General features: G+C 54.6%; 21 protein-coding genes and 1 pseudogene. 8 read left to right on the top strand and 14 right to left on the bottom strand.

Features of this window, described 5'->3' with window-relative positions:
- Nucleotides 1-41: 41 nt before the first annotated feature.
- The 4 genes and pseudogenes from wrbA to ACN0RL_RS13135 all read right to left on the bottom strand — a co-directional run bounded on the left by wrbA (nucleotide 42) and on the right by ACN0RL_RS13135 (nucleotide 2,904).
- Nucleotides 42-641, bottom strand: a complete 600-nt coding sequence (gene wrbA / locus ACN0RL_RS13150) for an NAD(P)H:quinone oxidoreductase (protein WP_417517489.1) — start codon at nucleotides 639-641, stop codon at nucleotides 42-44.
- A 36-nt stretch (nucleotides 642-677) separates the two neighbouring features.
- Nucleotides 678-1,376 (bottom strand): pirin family protein, encoded by a 699-nt coding sequence (locus ACN0RL_RS13145; RefSeq protein ID WP_417517487.1) that lies wholly within the window; start codon nucleotides 1,374-1,376, stop codon nucleotides 678-680.
- Between the two features lie 48 nt (nucleotides 1,377-1,424).
- A pseudogene (locus tag ACN0RL_RS13140) lies at nucleotides 1,425-2,384 on the bottom strand (quinone oxidoreductase family protein).
- A gap of 61 nt (nucleotides 2,385-2,445) precedes the next feature.
- Nucleotides 2,446-2,904 carry a DoxX family protein gene (locus tag ACN0RL_RS13135; RefSeq protein ID WP_417517485.1) on the bottom strand — a complete coding sequence of 153 codons (459 nt, stop codon included), beginning with the start codon at nucleotides 2,902-2,904 and terminating at the stop codon, nucleotides 2,446-2,448.
- A gap of 162 nt (nucleotides 2,905-3,066) precedes the next feature.
- On the opposite strand from ACN0RL_RS13135, the gene ACN0RL_RS13130 reads away from it, so the two are divergent.
- From ACN0RL_RS13130 to ACN0RL_RS13095, 8 genes are all read left to right on the top strand, one after another.
- On the top strand, nucleotides 3,067-3,966 hold the full coding sequence (locus ACN0RL_RS13130; protein ID WP_417517483.1) for a LysR substrate-binding domain-containing protein: 900 nt from the start codon (nucleotides 3,067-3,069) through the stop codon (nucleotides 3,964-3,966).
- A 436-nt stretch (nucleotides 3,967-4,402) separates the two neighbouring features.
- On the top strand, nucleotides 4,403-4,492 hold the full coding sequence (gene pqqA, locus ACN0RL_RS13125; protein ID WP_417517481.1) for a pyrroloquinoline quinone precursor peptide PqqA: 90 nt from the start codon (nucleotides 4,403-4,405) through the stop codon (nucleotides 4,490-4,492).
- 78 nt (nucleotides 4,493-4,570) lie between these two features.
- Complete coding sequence (pqqD, locus tag ACN0RL_RS13120; RefSeq protein ID WP_417517479.1) at nucleotides 4,571-4,864, top strand: pyrroloquinoline quinone biosynthesis peptide chaperone PqqD; 294 nt, start codon at nucleotides 4,571-4,573, stop codon at nucleotides 4,862-4,864.
- The gene (gene pqqE, locus ACN0RL_RS13115) at nucleotides 4,833-5,966 is read left to right on the top strand and encodes a pyrroloquinoline quinone biosynthesis protein PqqE (RefSeq protein ID WP_417517477.1); all 1,134 of its coding nucleotides are present in this window, start codon (nucleotides 4,833-4,835) and stop codon (nucleotides 5,964-5,966) included. The genes pqqD (ACN0RL_RS13120) and pqqE (ACN0RL_RS13115) overlap by 32 nt, the downstream gene beginning before the upstream one ends.
- Nucleotides 5,967-5,970: 4 nt before the next feature.
- Nucleotides 5,971-6,477 (top strand): urate hydroxylase PuuD, encoded by a 507-nt coding sequence (locus tag ACN0RL_RS13110; protein WP_417517475.1) that lies wholly within the window; start codon nucleotides 5,971-5,973, stop codon nucleotides 6,475-6,477.
- The gene (gene serC / locus ACN0RL_RS13105; RefSeq protein WP_417517473.1) at nucleotides 6,477-7,568 is read left to right on the top strand and encodes a 3-phosphoserine/phosphohydroxythreonine transaminase; all 1,092 of its coding nucleotides are present in this window, start codon (nucleotides 6,477-6,479) and stop codon (nucleotides 7,566-7,568) included. The genes ACN0RL_RS13110 and serC overlap by 1 nt, the downstream gene beginning before the upstream one ends.
- Nucleotides 7,569-7,683: 115 nt before the next feature.
- Nucleotides 7,684-8,430 carry a hypothetical protein gene (locus tag ACN0RL_RS13100; protein WP_417517471.1) on the top strand — a complete coding sequence of 249 codons (747 nt, stop codon included), beginning with the start codon at nucleotides 7,684-7,686 and terminating at the stop codon, nucleotides 8,428-8,430.
- 142 nt (nucleotides 8,431-8,572) lie between these two features.
- Entirely contained in the window at nucleotides 8,573-8,998 is a 426-nt protein-coding gene (locus tag ACN0RL_RS13095) for a GFA family protein (RefSeq protein ID WP_417517469.1), read from the top strand.
- A 53-nt stretch (nucleotides 8,999-9,051) separates the two neighbouring features.
- On the opposite strand, the gene ACN0RL_RS13090 is transcribed toward ACN0RL_RS13095, so the two are convergent.
- From ACN0RL_RS13090 to ACN0RL_RS13045, 10 genes are all read right to left on the bottom strand, one after another.
- Nucleotides 9,052-10,800: a NahK/ErcS family hybrid sensor histidine kinase/response regulator gene (locus tag ACN0RL_RS13090; RefSeq protein ID WP_417517467.1), complete on the bottom strand. Its 1,749-nt coding sequence runs from the start codon at nucleotides 10,798-10,800 to the stop codon at nucleotides 9,052-9,054.
- On the bottom strand, nucleotides 10,784-11,947 hold the full coding sequence (gene ercA, locus ACN0RL_RS13085; protein WP_417517465.1) for an alcohol dehydrogenase-like regulatory protein ErcA: 1,164 nt from the start codon (nucleotides 11,945-11,947) through the stop codon (nucleotides 10,784-10,786). The genes ACN0RL_RS13090 and ercA overlap by 17 nt, the downstream gene beginning before the upstream one ends.
- Before the next feature lie 74 nt (nucleotides 11,948-12,021).
- A complete protein-coding gene (locus ACN0RL_RS13080) occupies nucleotides 12,022-13,776 on the bottom strand; it encodes an alpha/beta hydrolase family protein (RefSeq protein WP_417517463.1) in 1,755 nt (584 codons plus the stop codon).
- A gap of 97 nt (nucleotides 13,777-13,873) precedes the next feature.
- Nucleotides 13,874-15,031: a pyrroloquinoline quinone biosynthesis protein PqqE gene (gene pqqE / locus ACN0RL_RS13075; protein WP_417517461.1), complete on the bottom strand. Its 1,158-nt coding sequence runs from the start codon at nucleotides 15,029-15,031 to the stop codon at nucleotides 13,874-13,876.
- Entirely contained in the window at nucleotides 15,028-15,321 is a 294-nt protein-coding gene (pqqD, locus tag ACN0RL_RS13070) for a pyrroloquinoline quinone biosynthesis peptide chaperone PqqD (protein ID WP_417517459.1), read from the bottom strand. The genes pqqE (ACN0RL_RS13075) and pqqD (ACN0RL_RS13070) overlap by 4 nt, the downstream gene beginning before the upstream one ends.
- Complete coding sequence (pqqC, locus tag ACN0RL_RS13065) at nucleotides 15,321-16,076, bottom strand: pyrroloquinoline-quinone synthase PqqC (protein WP_417517457.1); 756 nt, start codon at nucleotides 16,074-16,076, stop codon at nucleotides 15,321-15,323. The genes pqqD (ACN0RL_RS13070) and pqqC overlap by 1 nt, the downstream gene beginning before the upstream one ends.
- The gene (gene pqqB, locus ACN0RL_RS13060) at nucleotides 16,073-17,008 is read right to left on the bottom strand and encodes a pyrroloquinoline quinone biosynthesis protein PqqB (RefSeq protein WP_417517455.1); all 936 of its coding nucleotides are present in this window, start codon (nucleotides 17,006-17,008) and stop codon (nucleotides 16,073-16,075) included. The genes pqqC and pqqB overlap by 4 nt, the downstream gene beginning before the upstream one ends.
- Before the next feature lie 56 nt (nucleotides 17,009-17,064).
- Complete coding sequence (gene pqqA, locus ACN0RL_RS13055; protein WP_007153157.1) at nucleotides 17,065-17,136, bottom strand: pyrroloquinoline quinone precursor peptide PqqA; 72 nt, start codon at nucleotides 17,134-17,136, stop codon at nucleotides 17,065-17,067.
- A gap of 269 nt (nucleotides 17,137-17,405) precedes the next feature.
- Nucleotides 17,406-18,926, bottom strand: a complete 1,521-nt coding sequence (locus ACN0RL_RS13050) for an aldehyde dehydrogenase family protein (RefSeq protein ID WP_417517453.1) — start codon at nucleotides 18,924-18,926, stop codon at nucleotides 17,406-17,408.
- A gap of 183 nt (nucleotides 18,927-19,109) precedes the next feature.
- Nucleotides 19,110-20,885 carry a PQQ-dependent methanol/ethanol family dehydrogenase gene (locus tag ACN0RL_RS13045; protein ID WP_417517451.1) on the bottom strand — a complete coding sequence of 592 codons (1,776 nt, stop codon included), beginning with the start codon at nucleotides 20,883-20,885 and terminating at the stop codon, nucleotides 19,110-19,112.
- Nucleotides 20,886-21,071: the final 186 nt, after the last annotated feature.

Here is a 21,071-nt window from a genome sequence, read left to right as displayed (position 1 = left end):
TGCATGACCAGATCCTGGGGTGGTTAGCCTGACAGGTTTTTTCAGCCTCTAAGCCTGGCTGCTATTTTCGCAACATGCTCGCCCTGATGGCGGGCGATGCCCAGCTCACGCTCGTCTGGCTGGCGCGAGCCATCGCCACCGGCAAGGGTCGACGCGCCGTAGGGCGTACCGCCACCCACTTGCGATATATCGAAAAGCTCGGGAGTGGTATAGCCGATCGGCACGATAACCATGCCGTGGTGCGCAAGAGTCGTCCAGGTGGAGGTGATCGTCATTTCCTGACCACCGCCGGTACCGGTTGAGGTGAACACACTGGCAACCTTGCCAGCCAGAGCACCCTTGGCCCAAAGACCGCCGGTCTGATCAAAAAAGGTGCGTACCTGCCCAGCCATATTACCGAAGCGGGTAGGTGTGCCGACGATGATGGCATCATAGTCTGCCAGCTCCGTTGGCGTGGCCACTGGCGCTGCCTGGTCAACCTTGCCACCCGCACCCTTGAAAGCTTCGGCATCCATGGTTTCCGGTATACGCTTTACAGTTACCTCTACCCCGAAAACTCCGCGAGCACCTTCGGCTACTTCGTTTGCCATGGTTTCCATGTGGCCATACATTGAATAGTAAAGAACGAGTACTTTTGTCATTTTGAATCCCTTTTCAGTTTGGTTTATGGACTTTGCTTATGCGACATCTACCAGTACGATTTCGCTGCCGTCCAGAGCGCTTACTTTCAGCAACTGCTCATCGCTGATTGCAACACCATCGCCGGCAGAGGCTACTACGCCGTTAACATCAATCTTGCCGGTTGCCGGCACCAGATAAACTTTGCGCCCGGCAGCGATGTGGTATTCGGTACTCTGACCCGCCTCCAGGGTTGCCGCTACCATGCGCGCATCCGTCCTTATTGGCAAAGCCTCATCATCGCCGGGAATACCGCTGGCGAGGGTAACGAAAGACCCACTGTGATCACCCTTCGGAAACGGCTTGGTGCCCCAGGTGGGTGGCAAACCGGCTTCATTGGGCATGATCCAGATCTGGAAGATCTGTGTGGTTTCATCCTCTTCATTCATCTCACTGTGAGCAATACCTGTTCCCGCACTCATTACCTGCACATCACCTGCTTCAGTGCGCCCCTTGTTGCCAAGGCTGTCCTGATGCGTGATAGCACCCTTGCGAACATAGGTGATGATCTCCATGTCGCGGTGCGGATGGCGCGGAAAGCCAGAGCGTGGCGCAATGGTGTCGTCGTTCCACACTCTGAGATTGCCCCAATGCATGCGATTGGGATCGTAATATTCGGCGAAGGAGAAATGGTGGCGAGTATCCAGCCAGCCATGATGGGCGCCGCCGAGTTTACTGTGGGGTCTTAGTTCAATCATTGCAGGATCTCCTGTTTTACAAAATTCATGACGGTTAAACGTGTCGCCTCAAGGGATCAGAACAATTTTTTCAGATCCACCCTCGTTCACCTTGTGATAGGCTGCCGCTGCTTCCGAGAGCGGCAGCTCGGTAAAGTCTTCCGGTACAGGTAACGCGCCCTCGAACGCAGCGCTTATTTGTTCCAACATCCGGGCACAGTCTTCCAGGCTGTGCAGCAGCGAGTTAATGCCGATCACTGAGCCACCACGGCGATACAGGTTGAGAATGGGCATATCAATCATCCCATCTACCGGCGCCGCAATGACCGCAATGCGCCCGAACGCTCCCACTGTGTTAACCGCCGCCGGGAGCCAGAAACCAGTGGTATCAAAAATCACCTCGGGCGCCTGACTCTGAAAATGCGCTTGCGCCTGCTCTGGCAAATGCTCAGCCTCTGATAACAGGAAAGCTTTGATACCCTTGGCTTCCAACTCCTTAACAATCCCGGCACGGCGCACACCCAGTACCACATTGGCACCTCTTGCTTCAGCCAGCGCCTGCGCTGCTCTGGCCACTGCGCCGGCACCAATGATCAAAAACCGGGTGCCCGCCTGAACCTGGCTGCGCTCCAGAGCATCCCACGCCGTGATGTATGGGACGCCGAAGGTAGCCGCCTGAGCAAAGGTCAGCGATTCCGGCTTGGGCGCAACGGCGTTTGCCGGCACAACAACATACTGGGCATGGCAACCGTCCCGGGTAAAACTGAAGCCTTTACCCGTGCCGCCCCAGACCGCTTTACCCAGAAGTTATGCCGGCCCTTCCACAACAACTCCGGAGAAGTCCCTGCCGGGAGTGCGCGGCGTGGTGGTGTAGGGAAACCGCCCCAGTACGTTCTTCAAATCGCTGGGGTTCAGACCTGCCGCCCGAACCTCAACCAGAACCTCGCCGGCGCCAGGTACGGGCTTGGGCAAATCGTTTAATTGCAACGAATCCAGGGAACCGGTTGCTGAAAATTGTAAGGCTTGCATAATCGACCTCGATAACCGTATGTGGAGTTTTAGCTGAAATACTGAGCCTTAAGGCACAACCTTATCGACCAACACCACCGAAACGCTCCAAAAGCACCTTATCCATTGCGAACCGCCCTGAGCCTTGTATAACAAGAGCCAGAGAAACCACAAACAAGGTCAGGGCGAACTCATAGCCGTTGTTTGCCATGAACAAGCCGTTATCGCTATGTACGGCAAAAATAGCGACCAACATGGCAAAGGCCGAAGCCAGCGCAGCGGGTCGCGTTAGCAAGCCCAGAACCAGTGCCAGACCGCCAAAGAACTCCACACTGCCAGCCATCAAGGCCATCAGGTATCCAGGCTCCAGGCCCAAGCTAGCCATCCACTGACCGGTACCTTCCAGGCCATAGCCACCAAACCAACCGAAAAGCTTCTGAGCGCCGTGTGCTGCCAGGATAAGGCCAACCGGTACTCGCAGAATCAGCGCCGCATAACCGCCATTGGAATTGAACAGTGTTTGTGCAAGTTTGGAGCTCATGATAATTCCTCGAATAGTGATCTGTTGGTTTCCTCCTGAAGCTGTGCTCCAGATGATGAGTCCACTTTACTATCGCCCATTCGAAAGAATAAGATGGCAATCATTGGCTCACTATCAACAACCTGTTGATAATAGAAACACTTACAAAGCCAGGATGAACCTATGGATCGTATCAACGCCATGCGTGCCTTCGTAACGGTGGTGAGTGAAGGTGCCTTCACCCGCGCCGCCGAGAGGCTTGACATGTCCCCACAACTGGTCAGCAAGTATGTTTCCCAGCTTGAACAACACCTGGGGGTGCGCCTTCTTAACCGCACCACCCGCCAGATTCACCTGACCGAGGCGGGCACCAGCTACCACCAGCGAGCGCAGCAGGTGCTGCACGATATTGATGACATGGAGAGCCAGATTGGCGACCTGCAATCCGAGGCTCGCGGCCTGCTTAGGATAAGTGCGCCTGTTTCCTTCGCGATCCGCCACATGGCGCCGTTGCTGAGCGAGTTTCAGAAGGCTCATCCGGGCGTAGGTATCGATTTGCAACTGAATGACCGAAAGGTCGATGTCGTTGAGGAGGGGTTCGACGTAGTCCTTCGGATCGGGCACCTGAAAAGCTCTTCACTGATCGCCAAACGGATTGCACCGATTCGTATGGTGGTGTGTGCCTCACCGGATTACCTGAGGGAAAATGGCACTCCCGAACACCTGGAAGATCTTCAGGGCCACCGCTACCTGCGCTACAGCTACATAGAACTGGATTCAAGCCAACCCCTGCACCGATGGCTGCAAAACAACGGCCAGAACGACAGCAACGGTATGACCAGTAACAACGGGGATGTGCTTGTAGAAGCGGCCGCAGCAGGCGCAGGGATCGCCCTGCAGCCCACATTTATTGCAGGATCGGCCATCAAAGAAGGAAAATTGCAGGTTATTCTGCAGGAATTTGAGCCCGAACCCATGGGGCTCTATGCGGTGTATGCACACCGGCAGCTGTTGGCGAGCAAAGTTCGGAGTTTCGTTGATTTTATAGATGGCTATTTTGGCGACCCGCCCTACTGGGATTGAGCTCCGCCCTGCTTTGCTGATCAATCTCTGCGGCCGTTAATCCACTCTTTTTACGGGGCAGTGGCTTGTCACCTAAAAAGTGGCAGGAAACAAACAAGATCCTCACCGATCCGCAGACCGCAAGAAAACTGACGACAACTGCAATTATCCCACCGGTACAGGACATCGATCGCTTGACGGTAAAGCCTGGCTAGTCCCTTCCTTCCGAACCGCTCTACTTTCGGCTTCAGGTATTGATAACCATCAATTCTAATGAATCTTTTAAGATTCTATATAGGTCTCTCGCCCGAAGCCGCTCCCGACCGGGGCTCAATAGCCCCAAAACCAATACTAAAGCCTCAAAATTTTAGCCAAGAAGTATCATTTATTCGTCACTATCCGGAGACCTAGAGTGGAAGTGCGCAGGATGTTTTCCTGCCATTAACATTCATTACAAATGCAGGAGATCAACATGAAGTGGACCGATCCGGATTTCAAAGACCTTAGACTGGGTTTTGAAGTAACAGCTTACGTCTACGTTCGCTGACACCTATCCTGTTCCCGTGGGCAACTTCTGCTACGGGAACAGCCTACAGGTGCCAGCCATTCAACTGGGAGGCAACCCGTGACGGATTCAAAAAATTACAATCACCTATCACGATTCCACATTGCCCCGGTGTTCATATTCCGGTGGGAGGAGTCCCAGAAGGCATACGTACTGATGTACCCGGAAGGCATCGTCAAACTGAATGCCACTGCAGGCGAAATCCTGAACTGTTGCAACGGTACAAATACCGTAGACGATATCGTTCTGAAGCTTTCAGAGCTGTTTGCTGAACAACCTGAATTTATTGAACCCCGCGTTCACCAGTTTCTGGAGGTGTGTCATGACAAAGGCTGGATCCGATCTCAATCTTGATGGCCAGGGCAACCCTGTATGGTTACTTCTGGAACTGACCTACAAATGCCCTCTTAAATGCGCGTTCTGCAGCAATCCGACAGATATGGATGCTTACGGGAACGAATTGAATACGACCGAATGGAAAAAAGTAATCCGCGATGCCCGCGGTATGGGCGCTATGCAGATTGGTTTCTCCGGTGGCGAGCCCACCTTGCGCAAAGATCTTGAGGAGCTGGTGGCAGAGGCTAATGACCTGGGGTACTACACCAATCTGATTACATCCGGAATTGGCCTGACACGTAAACGACTGGAAAATCTGAAGGCGGCCGGGCTGCGGCACATTCAGCTTGGGTTTCAATCCAATCATCCAGAAACAGCCCATTGGCTCGCCGGTGTTGACTGCTACGACAAAAAGATAAAAATTGCCCGGGAGATCAAGTCTCTTGGCTTTCCGATGGTCCTGAATGTCCCAATATCCAGCGTCAACATTCATCAGGTACCAGAAATTATTGAGCTGGCGGCAGAAATTGGCGTTGAGTATCTCGAACTGGCGAATGTTCAGTATTACAACTGGGCACTGGTGAACCGCGACCAACTGATGCCCACCAAAGAAGCGGTGGAAAAAGCTGAAGTGCAAGTTGCGCGGGCCCGGGAACAATTCGGTGACAGATTAACCATTTTCTTTGTTATCCCCGACTATTACGAAGGCCGTCCCAAAGCGTGCATGAACGGATGGGGCAGCATTCATCTGACCGTCGCTCCCGATGGTGTGGTTTTACCCTGCTCTCAGGCCAGAGCATTGCCTGATTTGAACTTCCCCAACGTTCGCGACCACGACCTCAGTTGGATCTGGCATGAATCGGACAGTTTTAACATCTACCGGGGAGACAGCTGGATGAAAGAGCCCTGCCGAAGCTGTTCCGAAAAGGAACACGATTTTGGCGGTTGCCGGTGCCAGGCCATGTTGCTGACAGGTGACGCAGCCAATGCGGATCCTGCCTGCAGCAAATCACCTCATCATCATATTGTTCAGGAGGCCGTAGCAAAAGCACTGCAAACCAAACAGGACCACAAAAACCTCATTGCCCGGGATGCCGGCTGGGTTCCAACAGAGGCCTGAAATAATGATCTGGATGCTGATGGATATCGCCCTGCGTTGGCTGCACATCGTGTTTGCATTGATCTGGATAGGACACAACTACGCCAATGTGGTGAAGACCCCCAGGTTCATTCCATTACGACTTGAACCAGAGGAGGATAACGTGCAGTCGCCCGACCTGGTTCGTCGCATGCAGCAGGAACATGGGACCTTCCGATATGCCTCGCTGGTAGTATTAGCGTCCGGCGCCTTCATGCTCTGGAATCGTGGCACTCTCTCAGACGCTCTGGCACTTCAGGGCCACCATGCCGTCATCGGGGTTGGCGCGTGGATCGGTATCATTATGGTACTGAATCTCTGGTTTGTGCTGTGGCCCCATCAAAAGAAGGTGCTGGGTTTTGTACCTGCATCAAACGAAGAACGTATCCGCTGCTCCAGAATCACTTTTTTATCCTCCCGTACCAACACCGTTCTCTCGCTACCGCTGATTTTTTTTATGATCGCCGGTAGCCACGGGTTGTCTTTGTACTGATGGGCAGCCCCGGGCCAACGCACAACTTTGCCGCGGGGCCGGCTACCATGCCGCCCGAAGTGCTGGAGCGGGCGCGTGCTAGCCTGGTCGATTGGCGAGGGCTGGGGCATTCGTTGCTGGAAGCGCCATTCACCTGCGATGAATTCAGAGCGTTAATGGACACAACCCGGAATCAGATCAGAACAGCATTGGCCTTACCCGACCATTATCATATTTTATTCTTTCAGGGTGGAGCATCCGCACAGTTCTCGCTCATTCCTCTTAATCTCCTACCCCCACACGCTACCGCTGGTTATGTGGAAACAGGTCACTGGTCAGCAAGAGCAATAGAAGAAGGACAGAGATACGGCCCGGCTCTGGTGGTTGCCAGCAGCCGTGACACCGGTTTTGACCGTATACCTCCGGTTTCGCAATGGACTCTCACTGAAAAGATCCGGTATTGCCATATAACCCCGAACGAAACGGCAAACGGTGTTCAGTTCCAGAGCGACCCGGACTGCGGGAGCATTCCCCTGGTTGCAGATATGACATCCGAGTTTCTTTCACGCCCGATAGACTTCCAACACTACGGCATGATCTACGCCGGAACACAAAAAAATCTCGGCCCCACCGGGCTGGTTATTGCCATTATCCGAGACGATTTATTGGGGAATGCGCGCCCGGAAACTCCAACTGTATTTAACTATCAGTTACAACTGGAACAACACAACCGTATTAACACGCCCTTGATGTTTGCCATCTATCTGACCCATCTGATGCTGGACTGGCTGGAAACGCAGGGTGGCGTAAAGGCTGTCCACATTCGTAACCGTTCTCAAAGCCAATCAGTTTATCGCGTTATCGATGAAGACGACTTCTACCGCTGCCCTGCAATTTCAGAGCATCGCTCCATTATGAATGTGTGTTTTGGCATAAAAGATGCCCATTTGACTCAACGCTTTCTTGCTGAAGCGTCCGCATCAGGCCTGGCAAATTTGGCGGGGCACAGTCATTCTGGCGGTCTCCGTGCAAGTCTTTACAATGCCCAACCCGATCTCGCGGTCACGGCTTTAACGTCTTTCATGGATGATTTCCGGCGGCGTTATGGATAGTTTGCCTGCTGCCCCAGACGATCGGAAACGGGCTTTTTCAGATGCACTCAGTCAAGCAAGTTGCCCCGGGGCTGAGCGTAAAAGGCAAGCCACAGAAACGGCTCCCGTCCACTTGATGGGCCTGTCATTCCCCAACCGCCTGGGTATCGCTGCGGGCTTTGACACCACTGGCAAGCTCGGCCGGCTTGCGGGCAACCTGGGATTTGGCGCGATTGAACTCGGCAACTGGACGCAAGAAAACTGGCCTGTCAGCTCTCCTTCCGCCAGCGCCGAAACACTACTAGACACGCGGCTGGGGGTCCGGCTCGCAGCGACAACTCCTGCATCGGCCGAGCGGGAGACGCTGCAGCTTGTGCAGCTCATCGAGAAAGCATGGAAAACCGCAGACTATCTGTGCATCGCCCCCGGATGGCTTGCAGAATCTGTTGCTTTTGAAGAGCTTCGCACTAACTTGGACCGGTTACTGAACAGCCAGCAGGCGTTAACCCGCAAGACTCGGAAACACTGCCCTATTGTGTGCAAGCTTAAGGTAGTACCCGGAAACAAAGGCCCCACTAAGCTTGTGCAGTATCTCGCATCCCGTGGCGTCGATGGCATCCTGATAAGCTTCGACTTCGGGAAACCGGGTGCCCGCCTTCACTACAGCAAATGGCAGCACCCAGCGCTTCAGAGCAATGTCTGCAGAACCATTGAAGCCTGCCGGCGCCGTACCAGTGGCACTTCATCAGTACTGATGACCAATGGCGGTGTTCTCTCACGTCAGGACTACCTGGACCGGCTGCGGGCCGGCGCAGACCTGGTGCAACTCCACAACGCCCTTTTATTGAAGGGCGTTGATATTGGTTGGGAATTTAATCAATAGCCTGCATATCCTGGCCAATACTGCTTGATCAAACTGGATCTTGTACCACTAAAGTCGGTTTCAATTACTGATTTGGTCCCATGTACAGCATCGCCGATGTTCTGACATCGTGGAGAACAAATAACAATACGAGGACAACGCTATGAGTCAGTATCAAGGCAAGTGTTTTTGCGGCGCAGTGGAGTTTCAGGTCAGTGGCGCACCGGAGGCGATGGGTTATTGTCATTGCGACTCGTGTCGGCGTTGGTCCGCAGGACCAGTAAATGCCTTTTCACTGTGGCCCGCTGATACCCTGAAGGTTCTGTCCGGATCCGACCAGATAGGAGAATTTCACCTCACAGAACAGAGCTACCGCAAATGGTGTAAGCAATGCGGCGGTCATATCTTCACCGATCACCCGGCCTGGGGTTTGGTCGACGTATACGTTGCAAATCTGCCACAACTGACATTTGAGCCAGCGCTTCACGTGCACTATCAGGAATCGGTGTTACCGATCCACGATGGTTTGCCAAAGATGAAGGATATGCCCGCTGAAATGGGTGGCTCAGGGCAAACACTGCCTGAATAAAAAGCTACACTTGCCACATAATGCCCTTATCACAAAAGATGAGGGCCACCAGGTCAGCTCGTTGATAACAAGCTTGTTAATAATGCTCGCAGGCGGTTGGGTTTAACAGGCTTGTTCAGAACAGGCAAATGCTGCGTTCGCATCTGCCTACGCAGTTCGTCACTACAATCTGCGGTAACCAGAGCTGCGGGCAATTGCTTACCCAGCAGCATGCGAACGGCCTCGATGGCCTGCCACCCTGTTTTGCCATCATCAAGATGGTAGTCGGCCAACACTGCTGCAGGTATGGTGCTTGTCTCTCGCAAATAATCCAGGGCCCGGCTCTCGTCCGGGCTGGTAATTACGCGACAACCCCAGCGTTCCAGTAACAATTTCATGCTCGCAAGTATCGCTGGCTCGTTATCGATCACCAGAACCTGAATACCCGCAAAGCCCTGCGCAAAGCCGGGCACACCTTGAACGGCGGGCAACGCGGCCGTGCGGGCTGCGTGCATGTCCACAGGCAGCACTACGGAAAACCGCGAACCTCTGCCCGGACGTGAAGCCAGCTCTATCTGGTAACCCAACACCGACACCATACGCTCAACTATAGCCAACCCGAGCCCGGCGCCCTGACGGCCGCCGTTGCCTTGAGGCAACAGTTGATGAAACTCGGTAAAAATCTCCCTTAGCTTGCTTTTCTCAATACCCACGCCGGTATCCCACACTTCAATCCGGAGACTGTTGCGGCGGGCTCTCAGTGCCAGCAGAACCCGGCCACTGCGGGTGTAGCGAAAGGCATTACTCAACAGGTTACGGAGAATACGAATGAGCATACGCTGATCGGTTTTTACCAGAGCCGGAATGGTGCGAACGTGGAACCTTAAACCAGCGTTGGCGGCTACGGCTTCGAATTCCTCACCCAGGCCTTTGGCCAGGGCAGCGACATCTACCAATACCAGATCGGGCACCATGGCCTGTTGATCCAGTTTTGATATATCCAACAAGTCCGCCAACAAATCCTCGGCACCTTCAAGGGCACGGTGCACCTGATGCACCATTCTCGCTTCTTCCGTCGGCAATGCACTTTCCTGCAGCGCCGATATCGTCAGCCTCGCAGCGTTGAGTGGCTGTAACAAGTCATGGCTTGCTGCCGCCAGATACTTGTCTTTACTACGGTTGGCATCGCTTGCGGCCTTGGCGGCAACCACCAGTTCGCGCTCGACTTTTTCCCTCTCTCTAATCTGGAAGTGCAACCCGGCGTTTGCATCCTGCAGCGCCCTGGTGCGGTCCTGTACCCGCTGTTCCAGGTCTGCATTCATCTGTACCAACTTCTGTCGCGCTTGCACCCTCTCAGTGATATCCGCCACAAAAGCCTCGACCACTTCTGGCCCCAAATCCGGCCGCCTGAGCAAAGTTATAGCCACATTGACCGGCGTGGCGTCGGCACGTCGCAAGCGAATTTCACGGGCACTCAAACTACCGTTGTTAAGCAGTTCCTGACGCAACACATCGAATTCGCTGGAGCTACAAAACAGCTGCTCACGTAAGCGAATAACGCGGGTTTTCAGATCTTCAGGGCTTGCATAGCCACAAATCTTGGCCATCGCGGGGTTGCAGGCCAGGAATCCACCCCGCAAATCACCTTGAAAAATACCGTGTAATGCTTTTTCAAACAGCCACTTGTAACGATTTCGCTCTTGTTCCAGCTCCTCTATACGCGCTTGCAAGGCCGGGTAGTAATTCTTGCGAACCGATTGGCTGCCCAGGCCCAGAAGATCACCAACTTCATAACCGTCCGGGCGGTCAGAGGGCTTCTTCATAAACAACCTGAACATCGCGAAGTGTTGATTTGCGCGGATTGGTCAAAATACACGGATCCTGCAACGCAAACCCGGAGAGCGACGGAATGTCAGACACGCTGACGCCCAACTCTGAAAGCCTGGCCTCCAGCCCGACTGCACGCTTGAGCTGTATAATGCGATTCATCAAGCGCTTCTGGATTTCGGCCTGGCTCATACCCCGGGTGTCGATATCCATGGCTTCGGCAACACGGCGAAAACGGTCGTCCGCAGAGCGGAAATTGTACGCCACCACGTGCTCCAGCAGCATGGCGTTACACAAACCGTGGGGCAAATCCAGGAATCCCCCCAGGCTGTGGGACATTGCATGAACCGCACCAAGGATGGCATTGGAGAAGGCCAGCCCGGCTTGCATGGATGCCAACATGATCTGCTCGCGTAAGTACCCATCGGCGGTATTAGCCACCAGCGGCTCCAGGTTGCGGTTAATCAGCCGAATCGCCTCTAGAGCGTGGGCATCTGTTAGCGGCCCGCTACCTGTGGACACGTAAGCTTCTATTGCATGAACCAGTGCGTCAACACCGGTACAGGCCGTCAGATAGCTGCTCATGGTTTCGGTCACTTCAGGATCAATCAGCGACACATCCGGCACGATCGCTTTGCTGATGATGGAAAACTTGAAGCGACGCGCCGGATCAGAAATGATCGCGAACTGTGAGACATCGGCCGAGGTGCCAGCGGTGGTGGGAATCAAAATCATCGGTGGCGGCGGGTTTACTATGGTGTCTACCCCTTCAAAGTCCACAATGTGACGGCCATTGCTGGCGACAATGGCGATACCCTTGGCACAGTCCATAGGGCTGCCGCCGCCAATGGCGACGATGACATCGCACTCTGAGGATTTGTAGAGTTCAGCGCCGGCCATGACTTCATCAACGCGGGGATTGGCAGAAACTCCGGTATAAACCGTGCTACGTATGCCGGCATCGGCTAACAGGGTAACGATTTCACCCACCCAACCAGCGGCCGCCACGCCAGGATCAGAAACGAGAAACACATGTTTCGCACCGAAATTACTGGCGAAATTGGCAACAGACTTTCTTGATCCGACTCCGAATACGATCTCTGGCGAAACAAACTTTCTTAAAGCGGACAGGTCGTGACCCATGATCATGCACTCGAGATTGATTTTGTTTTTATAAGCAGTAGTTGACAGTTTAACTCAAGCTTTGGCTGCGTTCATCAGCTGTCTTGACAATGCCGTTGATAAAAGCCGTAGAGTGCTTCGAGCATAGCCACCTGGTTCGCCTGCTTTAAAATGCCGTGGCCTTCATTCAGGAACCAGTGCAGCTCAGGTTTCTGACCCGCTTGCTTCATGGTCGCGACCATCACGCGAGTCTGTTCAGGCACGACCACTTTGTCCTGTTCGCCCTGAAAAAAGATCACCGGCGAAGCCATTGCGGCCGCGCGTAAGCGAGGTGTTCGCTCCTGCCAGCGTTGCGGATGATCGTCGGGGTTGCCCAGTAACCAGTCTAGATAACCGGATTCAAAGCGGTGTGTCATACGCCTTAGCTGCAGCGGGTCGGTAACGCCGAACTGACTTGCACCAGCACTGTAGCGCTGATCCTGACTCAGGGCCATCAACGCCGTGTAACCGCCAGAACTGCGGCCCTGAATGAACGTGTTCTTTCCATTCACGTAGCCTGCGGCTTCCAGGAAGTCTGCGGCTCGCGCCATGTCTTGCACATCAATGTCGCCCCAGCGCTCTGCCAGAGCCAATCTGAATGCACGGCCATACCCGCTGCTGCCACGATAATTTACTTCCGCAACTGCGAAGCCGCGCTGGCACCAGAACTGAACCAAAGGGTTGAATACAGGGTAAGCTGCCGAAGTCGGCCCGCCGTGGACCATCAGAATCAGCGCCAGAGGCTCGGCGTTGGGCGCCAACGGCAAATACAGGAAACCCTGGGGTGGGATGATTTCCTGCGCAACGGCGGGTACCTGAAACACAACAGGGTACGCCGGGGCACGCCCGGGTAGAGCCGGCTCACCTCCTGCGGCCACCTCCACGCCCGCACTTGTCGGATCTATCCTGAGCACAGCGTCTAATCGATCAGGCGAGCGCCCGATGGCATACAAAAAACCACCGGCGGTACACAAACTACGAAAGTCACTGAACCCGGGTGCTACCCGAACGGGTTTTGAGTGTTTGCCGCCAGACAGCCACATCTCGCCACGACCTTGATGATAATGGGCTCGAGCCCAACCACCGCCAGGTAACGGGCAGTGGTGAGCCTCAGCCAGTTGCCAGGGCGCATTTGCGTGGTCGCGTTCGGGTACATCGATTTTTGCCCACGCTCTCCCCGGGCTTTGCAGATCAAGCAGCCAGGGCTGCCACCAACCGTCATGATCAGACAGCACCCAGAGTTCCTGACCGGCAAATACCGGCTGCTGAATCGAGGCAGCATGCGGTGCTGGATGTAACTGAAGCTGCTCCAGTGTGCCGTCTTCAGACACCCTTGCCGTCCAAAGCCGGGTCTGTATCCAGGGCATGTCGGGCAACTGCCAGCTAACCCAGGCAATGTGGCAGGCGTCGGCAGACAACGCAGGCGCGCTGTAAAAGTCCTCACCCTGGTGCAGCACTGTCAACGAACCATCACAGCCCACCGCAACCAGTTGCTGCTGGCCATCGGCTTCGCCCTGCCCGGTCTCACGCACTGCCAGTACCCGCTGCCGCATGGGGTCAGCAACCAGTCCGCCATATGCAGCTTTATCGGTAGTCAGGGTCTGGCTCCGCTCACTCGCGTTGCGGGCAAACACGATGCATTGGTCATCGCTGACTGCAAACATGCCATCCTGCGAAGCTGTGAAGGCGCCGCCACCATATCCATTCACTCGGCTGCGGATGCTGTCAGGGAAATTGGTCAGCGGCGATGCCGCCCCTTCCCTATTCAGCTGCCACACCTTGTTGGAGCCGGTTTCCGGATCACTTTGCAACCAGAAAATCCCGGCATCCGAAGCGCATAAGCCGCTACGCTGGATAAAGCCGGCGCAGGCCTCCGCAGCGCTCAGAAGGCCTTTGGCGCGTGACTGGTCAGCTGCGGAAGAACATCCGCGAATTGCCGGCGTTACGATAGGTCAGCTCCTCAATACCTGCAGTTGCGTGGTCGGCCGCCTGACGTGCGGCCAGGATGCGATCGTGGTGAGCCGACTTGCTGCACACCGGATCTGCGTTGTCGGCGTTGCCGGTGAGCAGGAAGGCCTGGCAGCGGCAGCCGCCAAAATCCTTGTCTTTTTCATCACAGGACCGGCAGGGCTCCGGCATCCAGTGATCACCGCGATAGTGGTTAAAACCGGGGCTGTCGTACCAGATATGCTTCAGGTCTTTGTCGCGCACATTGGGGAAATCAATCGGTAGCAGGCGCGCGCTGTGGCAAGGCAATGCCGTGCCATCCGGGGCCACTGTCAAAAACAGACTGCCCCAGCCATTCATACAGGCTTTCGGACGTTCTTCGTAATAGTCGGGGGTGACAAAAATCAGCTTCATTTCTGAGCCGGCTTCTGCCTGACGCGCGCGATACTCATTCACTTCGCGTTCGGCTTTCTCCAGTTGTGCTCGCGACGGCATCAGCCCCTCGCGATTCTTGAACGCCCAACCGTAATACTGGCAGGTGGCCAGTTCCACGTAGTCGGCACCCAGACGATCACACAGCCCCATGATGTCGGTCATCTGGTGAATATTATGCCGGTGGATTACAAAGTTCAGAACCATGGGGTAACCCGCTTCTTTCACCGCGCGGGCCATTGCCAGCTTTTGTTCAAACGCCTTGCGCGAACCTGCCACGGCGTTATTCAGTTCCGGATCGGAAGCCTGAAAGCTGACCTGAATATGATCCAGCCCGGCGCTGGCAAACGCCTCGACTTTGCGCTCGGTCAGGCCCAGGCCCGAGGTAATAAGATTGCTGTAATAACCCAGGTGGCGGGCTTCTGCGATAAGCTCCTGCAGATCTGGCCGCACCAGAGGCTCACCGCCGGAAAACCCCAACTGGGCCGCACCAATGTCCCGCCCTTGTCGCAACACCTTCACCCAATCTTCCGTGGTGAGTTCACGCTGGGTCTGGGCAAAATCCAAAGGGTTCGAGCAGTAAGGACACTGCAACGGACAACGATAGGTCAACTCGGCCAACAACCACAGTGGTGGCCCGATATTGGCTGTCTTGTCGACGCCTGGCGTAGCAAATGGCGCAGTCATGACAAATCAATCCAGTGTTGTTCGCAGGCATGCTGTAGAAATTCGTTAACATCGCCAGCCAAGGGCCCGGCCTCAGGAAAGGCGTTTTCCAAAGCGCATACGATATCCTGCACAGTACGCTGACCATCAACTTCACGCAGAATCGCACCCGCGCTATCGTTAAGTTTCACCATACCTTCAGGGTAAAGCAGCACGTAGCCGTTCTGAACCGGCTCCCACTGAAACCGAAAGCCACGGCGGAAGCGAGGCACGTTTTCCGCTGTTTCACCAACCGCTGCAGAGCTTGCCATCACAGCCCCCTATGCCAGACTTGCTGGTCGGTAACCGTGTGAAACGGCGGCGTTTTGTGGCTATAGGCCATAGTCAGAGAATCCAGCAGGCTCCACAGAATATCCAGTTTGAACTGCAGAATATCCAGGGCACGGGCCTGATCAGCGGCCGTAGTGAAATACTTCAGGGTTATTGCCAGGCCATGTTCCACATCGCGCCGTGCTTCAGACAGACGTTTGCGGAAATAGCTATAGCCGGCTTCGTCAATCCACGGATAATGCCGGGGCCAGCTGTCGAGTCGGGATTGGTGAATTTCCGGTGCAAACAGCTCCGTTAGCGAGGAGCAGGCCGCCTCCTGCCAACTGGCGCGGCGCGCAAAGTTCAGATAAGCGTCCACCGCAAAGCGCACACCGGGCAACACGTGGCGCTGATCAATCACTTCTTCCCGGGTCAGACCTACGGCTTCTGCCAGGCAAAGCCAGGCTTCAATGCCGCCCACATCGCCATCATGGCCATCGTGATCAAGAATCCTCTGCAACCATTGTTTCCGCACGCCGGCATCCGGGCAATTAGCCATAATGGCGGCGTCTTTGCGCGGAATCATCACCTGATAATAATAACGGTTGGCCACCCAGCCACGGATCTGCTCCGGACTGCATTGGCCACCGTACATGGCCTGATGGTAGGGGTGATGAATATGGTAAAGGCGCCCTTTGCTGCGTAACGCGCGCTCGAAGTCCACGGGATTAAGGGTGGTGTTAACAATGGCGTTCATAGCGTCCCCGACAGATCAATGTGCATTCCGTCCCAGGCCACATCAATTCCGTGCCGGGCCAACTGAACCCGCTCGGCAGAGTCCTCGTTCAGAATCGGATTGGTGTTGTTAATGTGTATCAGAATCTTGCGCCTGGCCGGCATGGCATCGAGCACTTCTATCATGCCATCAGGCCCACTCTGAGCAAGATGCCCCATATCCTGGCCTGTTTTCGTGCCAACCCGCTGGCGGATCATTTCATCGTCGTGCCATACCGTGCCATCAACCATCAGTACATTGGCCTGGCGCATCCGTTGCAGAATATGCGGATCGGGTTTGCCCAGCCCTGGCGCGTAAAGCAGGGTGTGGCCGGTGCGAGCGTCTTCTATAAACACGCCAATATTGTCTCCGGGATGTGGCTGATCCCTGCGCGGAGAGTATGGCGGTGCGTTGCTCAGTAAAGGTATCGCAGTCAGTTTCAGATTTGGCGCGCAGGGTATTACAAAGGTTTCTCCCGCACCGTCGCCAAGAGGTATTTCACGCCAGTGCAGTCCGCCGTTCCAGTGCTCCAGCATCGGGAACAATGGAAAACCAGCGCTCAGGTCTTCATGAACCTGGGCGGTGCACCAGACATCCAGCGGCAAGCCTTCTCGCAAGGTCAACAGGCCGGTGGTGTGATCCACCTGGCTGTCAATCAGCAAAACAGCTGCAATGCCAGTGTCGCGAAGTTCTCGCGCCGGCTGCATGGCGGGGAAAGCGGATAGCTGGGCGCGAATATCCGGAGAAGCATTAAACAGAATCCAACGCTCGCCATCTTCACTGACCGCGATGGATGACTGCGTGCGGGCGTGGGCGTTAATGGTACCTTTTCGAAAACCGTCACAGTTCGCACAATTACAGTTCCACTGGGGGAAACCACCACCAGCCGCTGAACCAAGAACCTGAATATACATAAGCAGAAGCTCCGGAAGTAAAACGGCCAGCGCCGGGGCGCTGGCCGCTTCAGACTTCAGCGGTTGGCGAAGTACATAGTAACTTCGAAACCGATACGCAGATCTTCATAAGCTGGTTTTGTCCACATAACACTTACCTCTTTTTTTATCATGATTGCTTGCGTGTCAGGAGAATGACGGCCTGTTTACCGCATTCCCATAACAATCCTAAAGCCAGACGGCAGCAACCAATATGGTACTTTCGCACTGTTTTAGGGGCGCCTTTAGTTGGGTTCAGCGCGTAGCTTTCTCCCCCGCCAAAAAAAACCCCCAGCAAACGCTGGGGGAAAGATGGTGCACACCCGGTGTGCAGTTCCACCATCAGACCCGTGTGGGGAGCAAGACGGTGGCGTCTTCGTCAGAAAAAGCCCAATGGATTAATATCGTAGCTAGTCAGCATGCACTTGGTTTGCTGATAGTGATCCAGCGCCAGTTTATGGGTTTCGCGCCCAACACCCGACTTTTTGTAACCACCGAACGCTGCGTGAGCCGGATACGCGTGATAACAGTTCATCCATACCCGGCCGGCCTGAATGTTGCGACCCATGCGATACGCCACATTGGTATCCCGGGACCAGACACCAGCGCCCAGACCAAACTCAGTATCGTTGGCGATCGCAAGAGCTTCTTCCTCAGTCTTGAAGGTTGTCACACCTACGACAGGGCCGAAGATCTCCTCCTGGAAAACCCGCATCTTGTTATCGCCCTTGAACAGCGTCGGCTGAATATAGAAACCGTTAGCCAAATCACCCTCCAGATGCTCACGATTACCACCGGTCAGAACCTCCGCGCCTTCCTGCTTCCCGATTTCAAGGTAGGACATTATCTTGTCGAACTGTTCTTTACTGGCCTGAGCGCCTACCTGAACATCAGTGTCCAGCGGATTGCCACGCTTGATCGACTTGGTACGGGCAACAACTTTTTCCATAAATTCGTCATACATATCTTCCTGCACCAGAGCGCGGGATGGGCAGGTGCAGACTTCACCCTGGTTAAAGAACGCCAGAACCAGACCCTCTACACACTTATCGACGAACTCAGGCTCTGCCTTCATCACGTCCGAGAAATAGATATTGGGCGACTTACCACCCAGCTCCACAGTGGAGGGAATGATGTTTTCAGCAGCGCATTTGAGAATGTGTGATCCGACCGGAGTTGAGCCTGTGAAAGCAATCTTGGCAATACGCTTGCTGGTCGCCAGAGCCTGACCGGCTTCGATGCCATAGCCATTGACCACGTTCAGAACACCCGGTGGCAGCAAATCACCGATGATTTCCATAAGCACCAGAATACTCGCAGGCGTCTGTTCCGCCGGCTTCAATACTGTGCAGTTACCAGCGGCCAGACACGGGCCCAGCTTCCACGCCGCCATCAGCAGCGGAAAGTTCCAGGGAATAATTTGCCCCACCACGCCCAGCGGCTCATGAAAATGATACGCCACGGTATTGTGGTCGATTTCGCCCATATGGCCTTCCTGGGCACGAATACAGCCGGCAAAATAGCGGAAATGATCGGCAGCCAGTGGAATGTCGGCGTTCAGGGTTTCACGAACGGCCTTACCGTTATCCCAGGTTTCCGCTACAGCCAGTTTTTCCAGATTGGCTTCAATGCGGTCCGCAATTTTCAACAGTATGTTGGAGCGTTCGGTTGGCGAAGTTCTGCCCCAGGCCGGTGCAGCTTTGTGTGCAGCGTCCAGAGCCAGATCAATATCTTCCTCGGTTGAGCGCGGAATCTCGCAGATCACATCGCCGGTAACCGGCGTGATGTTTTCAAAATACTGCCCTTTTACCGGGGCAACCCACTCGCCGCCAATGTAGTTTCCATATCGGGATTTGAAAGAAACGACCGAGCCTTCCTTTCCTGGTTGTGCGTAGATCATGGTTTAAACCTCTTTTTGTGTTTGTTGCTCGCCAAGGTGGGCTTTCACGTTAACGAAATCAATATAGGCACTAACGGTTCTCTGTTGAATGCTGCGATAGAGGCGAAAAACTCCTCCCTTGGTAGTAGACGCCAGAGCTGTTCACTATTGCCCCCTGGCGCCCATATTCATAGCACTTGGGAGTTACTGACTGGCAACGCGGTCCTTCGGCAGTCTGAAGGTCCACACCATACCGCCCTGGTTAAAATCTTTAACGACCTTGGCTACCTCGCCACCCCATAGAGGAACAGCTCCACCCCAACCCGACGCAACAGAAATATACTGCTCGCCATCCATGGTCCAGGTGACTGGAGTGCCTACCACACCGGAGCCAGTGTTGAACTTGTAAAGTTCTTCACCAGTTTTTGCATCAAACGCTTTGAGGTAACCTTCCGGAGTGCCGGTAAAGACCAGATTACCGGCGGTGGCCATTACTCCACCCCATAAAGGTGCGGGGTTTTCATAGCGCCACACTTCCTCTCCGGTTTTCGGGTCCATTGCCCGCAGAACACCGATGTAATCGTCATTCGCAGGTTTAATGGTGAAGCCTGCGCCCAGATAGGCGCCGCCCTTCTTGTAAGACACTGGCTCATTCCAGATGTCCATCGACCACTCGTTCGAAGGAACATAAAAGAGGCCCGTGTCCTGGCTGAACGCCATTGGCATCCAGTTTTTACCCCCAAGGAACGCCGGCTGTGCCAGAACCGTTTCGCCTTTTGCGCCATCTACTGAAGACGGATCACCCGGACGCCCACCTTCTGCAAAAATAGGCCGGCCAGTTTTCGGATCAAGTCCGGTGGCCCAGGTGATTTTGTCGACGAAGGGGAAACCGCGAATGAAGTCGCCATTCTCGCGGTTCAGAACATAGAAAAATCCGTTACGGTCAGCTGTGGCCGCTGCCATCACTTTTTTGCCATCATCTTCGTAGTTGAATGAAATCAGCTCATTCACACCATCGTAATCCCAACCGTCGTGGGGCGTGGTCTGGAAGTGCCATTTGATGCTACCGTCATTAGGGTCGATAGCCAGACGCGAGGATGAAAACAGGTTGTCGCCCGGGCGCAGGTGTGAATTCCAGGGCGCAGGGTTGCCTGTGCCAAAAAACAGTGAATCGGTGTCCGGATCGTAGGTACCACCCAACCAGGTTGCAGCACCACCGTTTTTCCACAAATCGCCTGGCCAGGTTTTACCGGCTTCGCCGCCGGAAATACCGTTCTCAACGGCTTTTCCGTCTTTGTAGACATAACCCATGTGACCTTCAACCGTAGGTCGTGTCCAGATCAGGTCACCGCTTTCAGGGTCGTAGGCTTCGACTTTGCCCACCACACCAAACTCACCGCCTGACACGCCTGTGATCAGCTTTCCCTTGACCACAATGGGCGCAGCCGTGATGGCGTAACCAGCCTGATAGTCGGCAACCTTTTTAATCCAGACAGGCTTGCCGGTATCTTTGTTCAAAGCCACCAGCTTGGCATCGAGAGTGCCGAAATACACTTTGTCGCCGTACAGAGCAACACCCCGGTTAACCACGTCGCAACAAGGCATAATGCCATCCGGCAGGCGAGCATCGTATTGCCAAAGCTCTTCACCAGTACGCGCATCGATTGCGTAAACACGGGAATAAGAGGCGGTCACATACATCACCCCATCTTTGATCATGGGCTGCGATTCCTGGCCCCGCATTTTTTCGCTGCCAAATGAAAATGCCCAGGCCGGCTGCAAAAAACGGATGTTATCGGTATTCAAGTCGTCAATGGTGCTGAACCGTTGGCCTTGAGTACCCATGCCATAGCTGACGATGTCCTCTGGCGTGCTGGCATCGTTAAGGATATCGTTATCGGTGACGGCCTGGGTGCCGCATGACACAGCCAACGCCAGGGTGCTGACTGCAATGCGAATGCCGAATCTGTTGGGTCTCATGATTGCGTTCTCCGAGTCTCTTGTTGTCGGTTTTCGGTAAGCCGGGAAGTTTTCCCGGCTGTTAGCAGATTCTTCGCTTTGCCCGTCCAATCAACAATGCCACCGCGGAAGTGGTTTTCTCATCACTTGGTCGTACTACCCAAAAAAAAGCCCGTGCTGAGTGCACGGGCTGCGGTTAGATTTGCA

This window comes from Marinobacter sp., from assembly GCF_048259445.1.
GTDB lineage: Bacteria > Pseudomonadota > Gammaproteobacteria > Pseudomonadales > Oleiphilaceae > Marinobacter.
This window is presented reverse-complemented; position numbering and strand designations above follow the sequence as displayed.